Source organism: Agromyces sp. NSFZ (genome assembly GCF_056156205.1).
The window spans coordinates 1,484,292-1,498,902 of sequence record NZ_CM149585.1 but is presented as its reverse complement, the minus strand read 5'-3'; the positions used below and the strand labels follow the sequence as shown (position 1 = coordinate 1,498,902).

General features: G+C 72.4%; 12 protein-coding genes. 2 read left to right on the top strand and 10 right to left on the bottom strand.

The window, feature by feature from the left end; translation table 11 throughout:
* Positions 1-9: 9 nt before the first annotated feature.
* The 10 genes from ACVFI9_RS07045 to ACVFI9_RS07000 all read right to left on the bottom strand — a co-directional run bounded on the left by ACVFI9_RS07045 (position 10) and on the right by ACVFI9_RS07000 (position 12,684).
* Entirely contained in the window at positions 10-903 is an 894-nt protein-coding gene (locus ACVFI9_RS07045; protein WP_474765351.1) for a hypothetical protein, read from the bottom strand.
* A gap of 310 nt (positions 904-1,213) precedes the next feature.
* On the bottom strand, positions 1,214-1,711 hold the full coding sequence (locus tag ACVFI9_RS07040) for an N-acetyltransferase family protein (protein WP_474765349.1): 498 nt from the start codon (positions 1,709-1,711) through the stop codon (positions 1,214-1,216).
* Positions 1,708-2,784, bottom strand: coding sequence for a peptide chain release factor 1 (gene prfA, locus ACVFI9_RS07035; RefSeq protein ID WP_474765348.1), 1,077 nt, complete (start codon positions 2,782-2,784; stop codon positions 1,708-1,710). The genes ACVFI9_RS07040 and prfA overlap by 4 nt, the downstream gene beginning before the upstream one ends.
* Positions 2,785-4,986 carry a transcription termination factor Rho gene (gene rho, locus ACVFI9_RS07030; RefSeq protein WP_474765346.1) on the bottom strand — a complete coding sequence of 734 codons (2,202 nt, stop codon included), beginning with the start codon at positions 4,984-4,986 and terminating at the stop codon, positions 2,785-2,787.
* 261 nt (positions 4,987-5,247) lie between these two features.
* Positions 5,248-6,210 carry a homoserine kinase gene (thrB, locus tag ACVFI9_RS07025; RefSeq protein ID WP_474765344.1) on the bottom strand — a complete coding sequence of 321 codons (963 nt, stop codon included), beginning with the start codon at positions 6,208-6,210 and terminating at the stop codon, positions 5,248-5,250.
* Complete coding sequence (thrC, locus tag ACVFI9_RS07020; protein ID WP_474765343.1) at positions 6,207-7,304, bottom strand: threonine synthase; 1,098 nt, start codon at positions 7,302-7,304, stop codon at positions 6,207-6,209. The genes thrB and thrC overlap by 4 nt, the downstream gene beginning before the upstream one ends.
* Positions 7,301-8,611 (bottom strand): homoserine dehydrogenase, encoded by a 1,311-nt coding sequence (locus tag ACVFI9_RS07015; protein ID WP_474765341.1) that lies wholly within the window; start codon positions 8,609-8,611, stop codon positions 7,301-7,303. Before ACVFI9_RS07015 ends, thrC begins: the two co-directional genes overlap by 4 nt.
* The gene (gene lysA / locus ACVFI9_RS07010) at positions 8,608-10,068 is read right to left on the bottom strand and encodes a diaminopimelate decarboxylase (protein WP_474765339.1); all 1,461 of its coding nucleotides are present in this window, start codon (positions 10,066-10,068) and stop codon (positions 8,608-8,610) included. Before lysA ends, ACVFI9_RS07015 begins: the two co-directional genes overlap by 4 nt.
* Before the next feature lie 178 nt (positions 10,069-10,246).
* The gene (locus ACVFI9_RS07005; RefSeq protein ID WP_474765338.1) at positions 10,247-11,011 is read right to left on the bottom strand and encodes an LmeA family phospholipid-binding protein; all 765 of its coding nucleotides are present in this window, start codon (positions 11,009-11,011) and stop codon (positions 10,247-10,249) included.
* Positions 11,011-12,684, bottom strand: a complete 1,674-nt coding sequence (locus ACVFI9_RS07000; RefSeq protein ID WP_474765336.1) for an arginine--tRNA ligase — start codon at positions 12,682-12,684, stop codon at positions 11,011-11,013. The genes ACVFI9_RS07005 and ACVFI9_RS07000 overlap by 1 nt, the downstream gene beginning before the upstream one ends.
* Before the next feature lie 39 nt (positions 12,685-12,723).
* Between ACVFI9_RS07000 and ACVFI9_RS06995 the strand changes: the two genes are divergently transcribed.
* Both ACVFI9_RS06995 and ACVFI9_RS06990 read left to right on the top strand, forming a co-directional pair.
* Positions 12,724-13,350, top strand: coding sequence for an iron ABC transporter ATP-binding protein (locus ACVFI9_RS06995; RefSeq protein WP_474765335.1), 627 nt, complete (start codon positions 12,724-12,726; stop codon positions 13,348-13,350).
* A 13-nt stretch (positions 13,351-13,363) separates the two neighbouring features.
* Positions 13,364-14,560 carry an ROK family protein gene (locus ACVFI9_RS06990; RefSeq protein WP_474765334.1) on the top strand — a complete coding sequence of 399 codons (1,197 nt, stop codon included), beginning with the start codon at positions 13,364-13,366 and terminating at the stop codon, positions 14,558-14,560.
* Positions 14,561-14,611: the final 51 nt, after the last annotated feature.

Sequence of the window (14,611 nt, the reverse complement as noted above, 5' to 3'; positions counted from 1 at the left end):
GGGCCCGCGTCAGCGCACGCGCGGGAGACCCGCGCGGAGCAGGATGTCGCGGAGCGGGCCGGATTTCCACGCCTCAGCCCAATCCCACCTGGCGCAGCGCCAGTTCGTTGCCGCTCGCACCTCGTTCTCGCGAGCCTTCTCGTCGCGCACGATCTCGGCGGCGGATCTCCCATCGCCGTTCCGCTTCGCGTTGCCGAGGTACTTGCCGTCGCCGTCGGCCTCGCCCCAGACCCCGTACTCGGGCCATGCGAAGTCGAGGAATGCGAGCGACCCGCTGCCGGCACGCCGCACCGACCGCTGCAACTCGGGCTCGGGGAACCCGAGTTCGTCGATTCGGACGCGGCTGAGGGTCTCGAGCGGTGTCTCCGCGAGATGCGTCGCCCGATCGAGCACGACCGCGACCCTGCGACTCCCGGGGAACGGCAGCATGCCCGCGAACGCCCTGCGCAGCTCCTCGATGGTGCACTTCGCGCCCGCGTCCCCGAATCGCGGGCGATACAGCTCGGCATCCACCATGGCGAGGGCCGTGAGCAGCGGTCGGGTTCGCGCCACCTCGAGCAGGGTGTCGATCCGCGAGGTCGTCACGACTCCATCGGCCGTGGCGGCCCGGACGCCACTCGGCCGAACGATCTCCACCACGCCGTTCCGACGCCGACCCGATCTGCGTCGCGCGAGCACGACGATGTGGTCGGGCACCGCGCCGACGACGGGCATGCCCTGAAGCACCGCCGCCGTGAAGCCGGCGAAGACCACGCCCGGGCGCTGATGTGCGACGGCGTGGGCGCGGGCCCGATGCAGCTCGATCGCCGCCAGGTCCTCGAAGCCGACGGCCGGGAGGTAGACACCGCGCCGCACCGCCACGAGCTCACCGGCATCTCGTGCCGTCAGCAGCTGCGCGGTCAATCCGATCGACCGCGCACGAGCCGAGGGAATCACTCCTGCGCTGGCGCGCGGAAACGCATCGAGTTCCATGCGTCGAGCATGACCGAGTTGCAGCGCCGCCACGGGGCATCCGGCCGCCGCTCGGCTCTCGCGAACCCTCACCGGCTGTCGAGGACGAGTCACTGATCACGCGGCGCGCCATCTCGGTGCCCCGCGCGCCACATCACGTGGCGCACGGGCCGCCGAAGTGGCGCATCGGCGTGCAGGTGAGCGGGCGTGCAGGTGAGCGCAGCCGGGCGCAGGTCGAGCGCGCGGATGCCGCGGCCGAGGCTCAGAGCGGCAGGAACATGACGTGCAGGCCGACCCTGCCGAAGCGCGGCGAACGGAAGGCGTTCGGCACGGTGCCGATGATCTCGAACCCGAGCGACGTCCACAGGTGCACCGCCGCCGCGTTCGACGCGACCACCGCGTTGAACTGGATGCCCTCGAAACCCTGCCGCCGGTGCCAGTCGATGACGTACTCGCCGAGTCGCCGCCCGACGCCGGCGCCGCGCGCGGCCGCATCGACCATGAACGACGCGGTGCCGATGTGGTCGCCGTGGCCCGGGCGGTTGGGGCCCATCTTCGCCGTGCCGACGATCGCGCCGTCGAGCTCGGCGACGACGGTCAGCCCCGGCGGCCGCTCCATCCAGAGCTCGCGCGCGGCATCCGACGACAACGACATCGGGTACGCGTAGGTCTCGCCCTCGCGCACCACCTGTTCGAAGATCGGATGGATCGCGTCCCAGTCGTGCTCCGTCGCGGGCCGGATCGTCAGCGGTCCGGTCATTCGTCGCCGAGGGCGGCGAGCCGGGCCTCCTCGTCGGCCTGCACGGCCGACTCGATGATCGGCTCGAGCGCGCCGTTCATGACCTGGTCGAGGTTGTACGCCTTGTAGCCCGTGCGGTGGTCGGCGATGCGGTTCTCGGGGAAGTTGTACGTGCGGATGCGCTCCGAACGGTCCATCGAGCGGATCTGCGACTTGCGGGCGTCGGATGCCGCGGCCGCCTGCTCCTCCTGCTGGCGCGCCAGGAGGCGTGCGCGAAGGACGCGCATGGCGGCCTCGCGGTTCTGCAGCTGCGACTTCTCGTTCTGCATCGACACGACGATGCCCGTCGGCAGGTGCGTGATGCGCACGGCCGAGTCGGTGGTGTTCACCGACTGTCCGCCGGGACCCGACGAGCGGTACACGTCGATCTTCAGGTCGTTCTGGTTGATGTCGACCTCTTCGGGCTCGTCGACCTCGGGGAAGACGAGCACGCCCGTCGTCGAGGTGTGGATGCGTCCCTGCGTCTCGGTGACGGGCACGCGCTGCACGCGATGCACGCCGCCCTCGTACTTCAGGTGCGCCCACACCCCCTGCGCCGGGTCGGTCGCGTTCGACTTGATCGCGACCTGCACGTCCTTGTAGCCGCCGAGGTCGGACTCGTTCTGGTCGAGGAGCTCGACCTTCCAGCCCTTCGACTGCGCGTACTGCATGTACATGCGCAGCAGGTCGCCGGCGAAGAGGGCGCTCTCTGCGCCGCCCTCGCCGCCCTTGATCTCCATGATCACGTCGCGGCCGTCGTCGGGGTCGCGCGGGATCAGGAGCCGCCGGAGCCGCTCCTGCGCCTGCGCGAGCCCCTCCTCGAGCCCGGGGATCTCCTCGGCGAACGCCTCGTCCTCCTTGGCCAGCTCGCGCGCGGCCGCGAGGTCGTCCTGCGCCTGGAGCCACGCCGAGTGCGCGTGAACGATGCGGCTGAGCTCGGCGTAGCGCCGATTGACCTTCTTCGCACGCGCGGCGTCGGCGTGCAGCGCAGGGTCGGCGAGCTGCTCCTGCAGCTCGCCGTGCTCGGCGAGCAGGGCCTGGACGGAATCGAACACTTACCGGTGGTCGCTCTCGTGGCCGTGCGAGTGCGCGGCGCCGTTGGCGACCGGCATCGACTTCTGCATGAGCAGCAGGAACTCGGCGTTCGACTGGGTCTCCTTCAGGCGCCCCAGCACGGCCTCGAGGGCCTGCTGCGGCTCCAGGCCGGCGAGCGCGCGACGGAGCTTCCAGGTGATCTTCACCTCGTCGGGCGAGAGCAGCATCTCCTCACGACGGGTCGACGAGGCGTTCACGTCGACCGCGGGGAAGATGCGCTTGTCGGCGAGCTGGCGCGAGAGGCGCAGCTCGGAGTTGCCGGTGCCCTTGAACTCCTCGAAGATCACCTCGTCCATCTTCGATCCGGTCTCGACGAGCGCCGTGGCGAGGATCGTGAGCGATCCGCCATTCTCGATGTTGCGCGCTGCGCCGAAGAAGCGCTTCGGCGGGTACAGCGCCGACGCGTCGACACCGCCGGAGAGGATGCGACCGGATGCCGGCGCCGCGAGGTTGTACGCGCGGCCGAGGCGGGTGATCGAGTCGAGCAGCACGACGACGTCGTGCCCCAGCTCGACGAGGCGCTTGGCGCGCTCGATCGCGAGCTCGGCGACCGTGGTGTGGTCTTCGGCGGGGCGGTCGAAGGTCGAGGCGATGACCTCGCCCTTCACCGTGCGCTGCATGTCGGTGACCTCTTCGGGGCGCTCGTCGACGAGCACGACCATGAGGTGCACTTCGGGGTTGTTCGTCGCGATGGCGTTGGCGATCTGCTGCAGCACGATGGTCTTGCCGGCCTTCGGCGGCGCCAGGATGAGGCCGCGCTGGCCCTTGCCGATCGGTGCGACGAGGTCGATGATGCGCTGCGTGAGCTTGGTCGGCTCGGTCTCGAGCCGCAGGCGCTCCTGCGGGTACAGCGGCGTGAGCTTCTGGAACTCGACGCGACCGGCGGCGTCGTCGGTCGACTGCCCGTTGATGGAGTCGACCTTGACGAGCGCGTTGTACTTCTGGCGGCTGTTCGACTCGCCGTCGCGCGGCTGCTTGATGGCGCCGACGACCGCGTCGCCCTTGCGCAGGTTGTACTTCTTCACCTGGCCGAGCGAGACGTAGACGTCACTCGGGCCCGGGAGGTAACCGGTGGTGCGCACGAAGGCGTAGTTGTCGAGCACGTCGAGGATGCCGGCGATGGGGATCAGCACGTCGTCGTCGAGGATCTCGGGCTCGATCTCGTCGGTGCCGGTGCCCTGGCCGCGACGCTTGCGGTCGCGGTATCGGCTCCGCCGACCGCCCTCGCCCTCGCCCTGCTGGGCGTCGCGAGCCTCACGGCCGTCGCGACCCTGGCCACGGCCCTCACCGGGCTGCTTGCCCGACTCGGAGTCGGCCTGACGCTCACGGCCGGGCTTGCCGCCCTCGACCTCGGCCGGACGGCCCTGGTCGCCCTGGCGTTCGCCGCCCTGTCCGTTGCGGCCCTGGCGTTCCTCGCCGGCCTTCTGCTGGTCGTCGCCGCCGCGCTCGCTGCGGTCGCCGCCACGGCGGCCGCGGTTGCGGCTGCGGCCCTGACGCGGCTGCTCGGTCGTGGTGGCCTCGGCCTCGCCCTCGGCGGGCTGAGCGCCTCGGGCGCCCTCGCCGGTCGCCGCGGCCAGCTGCTCGCGCACGGCGGCGCGCGCCGCCTCACGGGCATCGGCGTCGACGTCGGTCGGCACGAGCGAGACGCCGGCGCCGCCGTTGTTCACGTGCTGCAGCGCCGACGTCGACGCGGTGGTCACGCGCCGCGACTGGCGGCCCTGACGCGTGGGAGGCGTCACCACGGGAGCCTCGGCCTGCGCGGCCGGCTGCGGCGCGGCCGACTCGGAGGCGCCGGCCGCTTCGGGGGCCACGGCCGGCTCGGCGAGCGCCTCGACGGCTGACTCGGCCGACACCTCGGCGGTGGCGACCGGAGCGTTCTCGGCGGTGGCGACCGGAGCGGACTCGGCCTCCTGCGCGGCGGCCTCGACCGCGGGAGCCTCCGCCGCCGGAGCGTCGGCCGCGTTCGCCGCGACGGGTGCGTCGACGGCGACGTCCGCCTCCTGTCGAGCGGAGATCAGGTCCACGAGTTCGCCCTTGCGGCGTTTGGAGGCACCTGCGATGCCGAGGGAGACGGCGAGCTCCTGGAGCTCGGCGACCTTCAGGGCGCTCAGGCGGGTGCGGTTCGCCACGCTCACGTCGGCGTGGTCGGTTGCGTTCGTCACTGGGTATGTTCCTTTCCCCTGGTCACGAGAGATGCGGCCCAGGAGAGCTGATCGCTGGCACGAGCGATGTCGGTGCGCGGTGGCGCAGACATGCGCGAGAGCGTAGGCAATGAATTGCGGGAAGTGCACGATGCGGCCGGATGCTGCGGTACTGATGCGTCATCCGCCGGGTGCGCCCCAATCCTAACACCGAACCGCGGGCGGTCTGCGCGCACGACGCGCCCGTGGCGCCGGATGTCGCGGCCCGGCATCCGGCGGCCGTCAGCGCTCGAGGTCGGCCACCGTCGCACCGAGGAAGTCCACGGCGAGCGGCAGCGCCTGCCATGCCGTGTCGGCGGACTCCTCGACGAGGCGGATGGCGTCGGCCCGCTCACTCGGGTCGCTCGCGAGCACGAGGATCGAGGGCCCGGCGCCCGAGACGACCGCCGGATGCCCCGCCGCGCGCAGGACCCGGATGAGCCGATCGGTCTCGGGCATGGCCTGTGCGCGGTAGTGCTGGTGCAGCTTGTCCTCTGTGGCGGCGAGCAGGAGCTCGGGACTCTGGATGAGCGCCGCGATGAGCAGCGCCGAGCGCGAGACGTTGAACACGGCGTCCTCGTGCGGCACCGATTCGGGCTGCAGCGACCGCGCGAGCGCGGTGGACATCTCGTGCTCGGGCACGAGCACGAGCGGCGAGACGCCGCGGTGCACGATGAGCTTCTTGTGCCGTGGACCCTCGGGTGTCACCCACGCGATGGTGAGGCCGCCGAAGAGGGCCGGCGCGACGTTGTCGGGGTGTCCCTCGAGCTCGGTGGCGAGTTCGAGCAGCTCGTCGGGCGTGAACTCGACGACGCCCGCGAGCAGCCCCTTCGCCGCCATCACGCCCGCGACGATCGCGGCACCGGAGGAGCCGAGGCCGCGCCCGTGCGGGATCGAATTGCGGGCCACGAGGTGCAGCTTCGGCATCGGCACGCCGGCGCGCGCGAACGTGTGCGCGATGGCTCGCATCACGAGGTGCGATTCGTCGAGGGGTACCTCGCCCTCGCCGACGCCGTGCACCTCGATCCGGTGCTCGGGGGCGTCGATCGCCTCGACGTCGAGCTCGTCGTATCGGGCGAGTGCAAGGCCGAGCGTGTCGAAGCCCGGGCCGAGGTTCGCGCTCGTCGCGGGCACCTTCACGTGCACCGCGCGACCGACGATCGACTCGGCGAGCGACGACCCCGTCGCGGCGGTCGTCGCGGTCATGACGCGAGCCCCAGCACCCGCGCGATGGCGGCCACGTCGACCGGCACGACGGTGGGCTGCACCTCGGTGCCGTCAGGCAGCCGGAGCGCCCACTGCGGGTCCTTCAAGCCGTGCCCCGTGACCGTCAGCACGACGCGGGCGCCGGCCGGCACGGCGCCTGCGGCCGAGCGCTCGAGGAGCCCGGCGACCGAGATCGCCGACGCGGGCTCGACGAAGATGCCGACCTCGGCCGAGAGGATGCGCTGCGCCTCGAGGATCTTGTCATCGTCGATGGCACCGAAGTAGCCGTCGGTCTCGTCGCGCGCCTGCAGTGCGAGGTCCCACGAGGCGGGGTTGCCGATGCGGATGGCGCTCGCGATGGTCTCGGGGTTCTTCACCGGCTCGCCGCGCACGATGGGAGCGGACCCGGATGCCTGGAAGCCGAACATCCGCGGCATCCGCGTGGCGTTGCCGGCAGCGACGTCTTCGCGGTAGCCGCGCGTGTACGCCGTGTAGTTGCCGGCGTTGCCGACGGGGATGAAGTGGAAGTCGGGCGCGTCGCCGAGCACCTCGACGACCTCGAAGGCCGCCGTCTTCTGTCCCTCGATGCGGTCGTTGTTCACCGAGTTCACGAGGTGCACCGGGTAGTTCGCGGCGAGGTCGCGCGCGATGTCGAGGCAATCGTCGAAGTTGCCCTGGACCTGGAGCAGGTGCGCGTTGTGCGCGACGGCCTGGCTGAGCTTGCCCATGGCGATCTTGCCCTCGGGTACGAGTACCGCGGCGCTGATGCCCGCGTGCGTCGCATATGCGGCGGCCGAAGCGGACGTGTTGCCGGTGGATGCCGCGATCACGACCTTCGCCCCGCGCTCGACGGCCTTCGTCACGGCCATCGTCATGCCGCGGTCCTTGAAGGAGCCCGTGGGGTTCATGCCCTCGAACTTCACCCACACGTCGGCGCCCGTCCGGCGCGACAGCGCCGGGGCGGGCAGGAGCGGAGTGCCGCCCTCGCCGAGGGTGACGACGGGCGTGGCATCCGTGACGTCGAGCCGGTCGGCGTACTCGCGGATGACGCCGCGCCACTGGCGGGAGGATGCCTTGGGGGTGGGCTGGTTCACACTGCTCCTTCGACTCGGAGGACGGACGCGACGGATGCGACGACTGGACTCTCGGCGAGGGCGGCGACGGTCTCGGCGAGCGCGGACTCCTTCGCCTCATGCGTCCCGATCACCAGCGTAGCCCGCTCGGACTCGCCGCTCACCGTCTGCTGGAGCTGCTCGACCGAGACGCCGTGCTGGGCGAAGACGCGGGCGATCTGCTCGAGCACGCCGGGCTCGTCGGCCACCTCCAGGGTGATCGCGTAGCGCGTGGTGATGCGGCCGATGTCGAGCACCGGCAGCTCGGCGTGGGTGGACTCCGCGGTGCCGGGGCCGCCGATGACGTGGCGGCGGGCGATCGCGACGAGGTCGCCGAGCACGGCGGACGCCGTCTGCACTCCCCCGGCGCCCGCGCCGTAGAACATGAGCGGACCGGCGGCGGCGGCCTCGACGAAGACGGCGTTGTTGGCACCGTGCACGGCGGCGAGCGGATGACTGCGCGGCACGAGCGCGGGATAGACGCGCGCCGAGACGCCCTCTTCGCCCGTCTCGTCGTCGACGAGTCGCTCGCAGATCGCGAGGAGCTTCACGACGAAGCCGGCGCGCCTGGCGGATTCGACCTGGTCGGCGCTCACGCCCGTGATGCCCTCGCGGTGCACGGCGTCGACGGGCACGCTCGTGTGGAACGCGAGGCTCGCGAGGATCGCCGCCTTCTGCGCGGCGTCGTAGCCGCCGATGTCGGCAGTGGGGTCGGCCTCGGCGTAGCCGAGCTCGGTCGCGGTCGCGAGGGCGTCCTCGAGGGAGGCGCCCGTCGTGTCCATGCGGTCGAGGATGAAGTTCGTGGTGCCGTTCACGATGCCGAGGATCCGGTCGATGCGGTCGCCGGCGAGGCTCTCGCGCAGCGGCCGGATGATCGGGATGGCGCCGCCGACGGCGGCCTCGTACGACAACTGGGCACCGACCTGCTCGGCCGCGGCGAAGAGCTCGGGGCCGTGGTTCGCGAGGAGCGCCTTGTTGCCGGTGACGACGTCGGCGCCCGAGGCGATCGCCTTCAGCACGAGGGTGCGGGCCGGCTCGATGCCGCCCATCAGCTCGATCACGATGTCGCTGCCGAGGATGAGCGCCTCGGCGTCGGTCGTGAGGAGCTCGGCGGGCAGGTCGACGTCGCGTCGGGCCGCGGGATCGCGCACGGCGATGCCGACGAGCTCGATGCGCGCGCCGACGCGCTGCGTGAGCTCGTCGGAGTGCTCGAGGAGGAGCCTCGCCACCTGCGATCCCACGGAGCCCGCGCCGAGGAGGCCCACGCGGATGGTGCGGTACTCGATCATGCGGTGGCCCCTTCGGCGGAGTCGGATGCGGCAGTGCGGCCGGATGCCGCGGATGCCCCTGCGTCGTCGGCGCCCGCGTCGAGCCCGGCGTCGCGGGCGAGCAGGTCGGACTCGGTCTCGCCGCGCACGATGACGCGTGCGACGCCGTCGCGCACGGCGATGACCGGTGGACGCGGCACGTGGTTGTAGTTGTTCGCGAGCGACCAGCAGTAGGCGCCCGTCGCGGCCACGGCCACCAGGTCGTCGGGCCCGATGTCGTGCGGCAGGTAGTCGGCGTCGACGACGATGTCGCCCGACTCGCAGTGCTTGCCGACGATGCGCATGAGCGCCGGCGGGGCATCCGACACGCGGGAGGCGATGCGGGCCGTGTAGTCGGCGCCGTACAGCGCGGTGCGGAGGTTGTCGCTCATTCCGCCGTCGACGGAGACGTAGTGACGCCAGCCGCCCTCGATCGGCACGGGCTTGATGGTGCCGACCGTGTAGAGCGTGATCCCGGCCGGGCCGATGATCGAGCGTCCGGGCTCGAAGGCCAGCTTCGGCACGGGCACGCCGTGCGATCGGCAGGCGCCGGCGACGGCCTCGGCGATGCCGAGCGCGATCTCCTCGATGGGCGTCGGCTCGTCGGCCGAGGTGTAGGCGATGCCGAAGCCGCCGCCGAGGTTGAGCTCGGGCACCGGTGCCGTTCGCGCCAGTTCGGCGTGCGCGGCGAGCAGGCGCTCGGCGGATTCGGCGAACCCGGCCGAGTCGAAGATCTGGGAGCCGATATGGCAGTGCAGGCCGAGGAACTCGAGCGAGTCGCGGCCGCGGATGCGCTCACCGAGCTCCGCCGCGCGCTCGAGGGAGACGCCGAACTTCTGGTCCTCGTGCGCGGTGGCGAGGAACTCGTGCGTCGAGGCGTGCACGCCGCTGTTCACGCGGAGTCGCACGCGCTGCACGCGGCCGGCCCGGGCCGCGGCATCCGCCACCCGCTCGAGCTCGGCCTCGCTGTCGATGATGATCGACCCGACGCCGGCGGCGACGCCGCGCTCGATCTCGGCGATCGACTTGTTGTTGCCGTGGAAGCCGATGCGGGCGGGGTCTGCGCCCGCCGCGAGCGCCACCGCGAGCTCGCCGCCCGTGGCGACGTCGACGCCGAGGCCCGCCTCGGTGACCCAACGCACGATCGCGCCCGAGAGGAACGCCTTGCCGGCGTAGTAGACGGTCACGGTCGTGCCGACGGATGCCGCGGCGCGCTCGAACGCCGTGCGGATACGGGTCGCACGACCCCGTGCGTCGGCCTCGTCGACGACGTAGAGGGGCGTGCCGTAACGCTGCGCGAGCTCGGTCGCGGCGACGCCGCCGACGACGAGCCGTCCGTCGTCGTCGCGGTGCGCGCCCGCGGGCCAGACCGACGCGGCGAGCGCGTTGGCGTCATCGGGCACGCGGAGCCACTGGGGTACTGCCTCGGTGGATGACACGGGGAAACCTCACGGGAGGGAACGGGTCGACGGGTCGCTCGCGGCGAGCGAACCCGGATCGGTTCCTGGAGCCTGCTGCGCGCCGCCCTTGTGGAGCGGCCTCCCCGAGTCTACCGAGGCTCGTATGCCGGGCCGAATCCGTGACGCCCGATGCCGACGGCGGCCGTCGCCGAGGCGCTCAGCCGCACGCGCCCGTGCGGGCGAGGCTCGCCTCGTCGAGCATGAGCTCCTGCGCCCGGAGCTCGACCGTCACGGCCTCGGGGGTGATGGCGAGGTCGTGCACGTCGACGCCCTCCGGCAGGTACTCGGCCACGCAGACCGCGAGCGGGTCCTCGCCGAGAAGGCGGTCGACGAGACCCGAGACGTCGACGGCGCCGCCGCCAGCTCCGACGTCGGCCCCCTCGGGCCGGAGCAGCACGGAGTCGCCGGCGGCCGTCGGCCGGGCGGTCACCGAGTAGTCGATCGCGAGCCCGAGCAGGTCGAGCGTGCCCGCGTAGCCCACCACGCCGTCGCCGAGCGTGAAGCCGCCCTCGACGCCGGCGACCGCGACGAGCCGGTTGAGCGACGCCTCGTCGGCGGTGATCGTGCCGGCGATGCGCGCCACGGGCGACGCGAGGTCGACCGGCACGCCCTCGCCCACCACGTCGACGGCGACCGGGGCGCCGTTCACGTCGAGCGACGGCGCGCTGAGCTCGACACGATCCATGGTGCCCGAGAGGTACTGGGCGATGACCGACAGTCCGCCGATCGTGACGTCGACCTCGCCATCGACGCCCTCGGGCAGGTTCGCACGGATCTGCTCGCCAAAGCGCTGCTCGGCGACATTGCGCACGACGACGTCGGCCAGCACGGCGAGCGCGGCGAGCACGACGACGATGACGGCGAGGATGCCCCACACGCGACCGGCTCGACGGCGCGGTCGCGCGGCCGCGGCGGCGGTCATCACATGCGCTCGGGCGCCGAGACGCCGAGCAGGTCGAGGCCGTTGCGGATCACCTGGCCGGTCGCGTCGTTCAGCCAGAGCCGCGTGCGGTGCAGGTCGCCCACGGTCTCGTCGCCCAGGGGCAGCACGCGGCAGTTGTCGTACCAGCGGTGGTAGAGGCCCGCGAGCTCCTCGATGTACCGGGCGACGCGGTGCGGCTCGAGCAGTTCGGCGGCGTGGGCGACGACGCGCGGGAACTCCTGCAGCCCGCCGAGGAGCGCCGACTCGGTCTCGTGGGTGAGCAGCTCGGGCGCGAACGTCGAGCGGTCGACGCCGACGGATGCCGCGTTCCGGTCCACGGCGCAGGTCCTCGCGTGCGCGTACTGCACATAGAAGACCGGGTTGTCGTTCGTCCGCCGGGTGAGGATCTCAGGGTCGATCGTGAGCGGGGAATCGGCGGGATACCGGGCGAGCGTGTACCGCAGCGCGTCGGTGCCGAGCCACGCCTGCAGGTCGTCGAGTTCGATGATGTTGCCGGCCCGCTTGGAGAGCTTCGCGCCGTTGATGCTCACGAGCTGGCCGATGTAGACCTGGATGTCCCGGTCGGGATCGTCGCCGGCCGCTCCCGCCAGCGCCTTGAGACGGTGGATGTACCCGTGGTGGTCGGCGCCGAGCAGGTAGATCTTCTTGGCGAATCCTCGGTCGCTCTTGTCGAGGTAGTAGGCGGCGTCGGCGGCGAAGTAGGTGTACTCGCCGTTGCTGCGCCGGATCACGCGGTCCTTGTCGTCGCCGAAGTCGGTCGTGCGCACCCAGACCGCCCCGTCGGAGTCGTACACGTGCCCCTGCGCCCGCAGCCGCTCGACGGCGGTGTCGACGTCGGAGAGCCCGTCGTCTCCGCGGTTCTGGAGGCGGCGCTCGCTCGTCCACACGTCGAAGTGCACGTTGAACCGCTGGAGCGAGGCGCGGATCTCGGCGAGCTGCAACTCGTACGCGATCTCCTTGGCCGTGTGCAGGGCGACCTCGTGGGGCAGCTCGAGCAGATGCGGTTCGCGCTCCAGCACGCGTGCCGCGAGGTCGGCGACGTACTGTCCGGGATAGCCGTTCTCGGGGGTGGGCTCGCCCTTCGCGGCGGCCAGCACGGACGCGCCGAAGTTGTCCATCTGGGTGCCGGCGTCGTTGATGTAGTACTCGTTGGCCACCTCGGCGCCCGCCGCACGCAGCACGCGACTCATGGCGTCCCCGAGCGCCGCCCACCGGGTGTGGCCGATGTGCAGCGGGCCCGTGGGGTTCGCCGACACGAACTCGAGGTTGATGACGCGGCCGGCGAGCGCATCGCCGCGACCGTAGCCGGGGCCCGCGTCGACGATGACCTTCGCGAGCGCGCCCGCGGCGGCGGCATCCAATCGGATGTTGATGAAGCCGGGGCCCGCGACCTCGGCGCTGGCCACGCCGTCGACCGCGCCCAGGGCGGCCGCGAGCTCGCCGGCGAGCTCGCGCGGATTCATGCCGAGCGGCTTCGAGACCCGCATCGCGATGCTCGACGCCCAGTCGCCGTGCTCCCGGAGCTTCGGGCGCTCGAGGGTGACCTGGTCGGCCGTGAGCGCGAGCGAGACGTCGGCGCCGGCCGCCCGACGTCGCTCGGCGATCCCGTTCACGAGGTCGAACAGGATACGCGAGAGATCGTCGGGAGTCACCCGCAAATCCTATCCGCCGTGATTGGTAAGGTTCGTCACATGCCGCGCCCGACCCGCCTCGCCCCGACCCGTCCGATCGGCCTCGCACTCGTCGCCGCGGCATCCGTCGCCCTGCTCTGCGGATGCACCGGGGCGATGCCCGAGCCCCGCGCCACCGCCGACCCGACGGGCGGGCCCGCCGACCCCGCAGCGACGTCGACGGCTGCTCCCGAGCCGACCCAGACCGCGGAACCGCCCGTGCCGTTCGAGATCCCGTGCGACGCGCTCCTCACGGCGGAGCAGTTGTACGCCTTCAACCCGAACTTCGGCAGCGACCCGGGCTACGAGCCGAAGGCCGAGGCCGTCGTCACCGCCGTCGAGGAGGACGAGGGCACGGCCTGCGGCTACCTCAACCAGACGAGCGGCGAGGTCATCGAGATCGCCGTGGCCACGCCCACCGAGCAGGCGGGCGAGGAACGACGCAACGCCGCCGCGCTCTCGAGCAAGCCCGTGCCCACCTACGGCACGCCCCCCGAGGTCGAGGGCTACTTCCTCCAGGCAGGGGGCAGCGGCGAGGCGCAGGTGTTCAGCGGGCCGTACTGGATCGTGATGGACTCCGCCGCCCTCTTCGAGCCCGGCGACGCCCAGCGCCTCATGGCCTCGGTCCTCGAGAACCTGCCGGCCTGAGCGGAACCCGACCGTGACGGCCAACTCCGCGACGGGAACGCCCGCTTGGCTCGGTGCGGTGAACGACCGCGCCGGACTCGCGGTGCTCCTCGAGCACGGTCCGCTCACCCGGAACCGGATCCGCGAGCTCGTCGGGGTCTCCAAGCCGACCGCCTCGCAGATGATGTCGCGCCTGCTCGCCGCGGGCGTCATCGAGGAACGCGGCCGCACCTCCGGCTCGGCCGGACGCAGCGCGGTGCTCTACGCCGCCCGCACCGACCGGCCGCTCGGCGTCGCCCTCGACCTCGACGCCTTCGAGCTTCGTGCCACGGTGGTCGACGCGACCGGTGCCGAACGGCCCACCGTGCGCTTCGACCTGCCACGCGACCCGACCGAGCGCTCCGCGCCCGACGAGGTGGCGCGCGCCATCGCCGAGGCGAGCGCGGCCGCCGGCACCGACCCCGCCGAGGTGCACTCGGTGTGCATCGGCATCCCCGGCTACGTCGACCCCGGCGAGACCGGCGAGCTGTTCAGCGAGACCCTCCCCGGTTGGCCGGTGCGCGGGCTGCGCCGCATCCTCGAGGGCGAGCTCGGCCGCACCATGCACCTCGAGAACGACGTGAACCTCGCGGCGCTGGCCGAGCGCGAGTACGGCGCGGGCGCCGACAGCGACGTCTTCGTGCTGCTGTGGCTCGGCAACGGCGTCGGCGCCTCGTTCGACGTGGCCGGCGACCTGCACCGGGGCAGCTTCGGCGGCGCGGGCGAGATCGGCTTCCTGCCCCTGTCGGTCGACGCGACCGCCATCGATCCGGGGGCCCGCACCGTGCAGGACCTGGTCGGCGGGCGGGCGGTCGCGCTGCTCGCCAAGCGGCACGGCATCGACGCCGGCGGCTACCACGCGGCACGCGCCGCCCTCGAGGCACCCGGGGCGCAGCACGCCAGGGACCAGGTCTTCCACGCGCTCGCGGAGCGTGCCGGGCACATCGCGCTGCCCCTGCTCGCGATCCTCGACCCGGGGCGCCTCGTGCTCGCGGGGCCGTCGGCGAGCCTCGGAGGCGCCGCGTTCGCCGCCGAGGTGGGCCGCGTCATCCGCCGCATCAGCCGGTGGAGCCCCGAGGTGGTCGCCACGGGTGTCGACCGCGACCCCGTGCTCCGCGGTGCCCGGCTCCTGCTCGCCGGCAAGGTGCGCGAGGAGCTCCTCGACACCGTCGCCAGCGTGAGCCTCGCCTGACCCGCGCCGTCGCCGCCGGCCTCGGCGGTGTGCGGATCGGAGCCCGCGCAG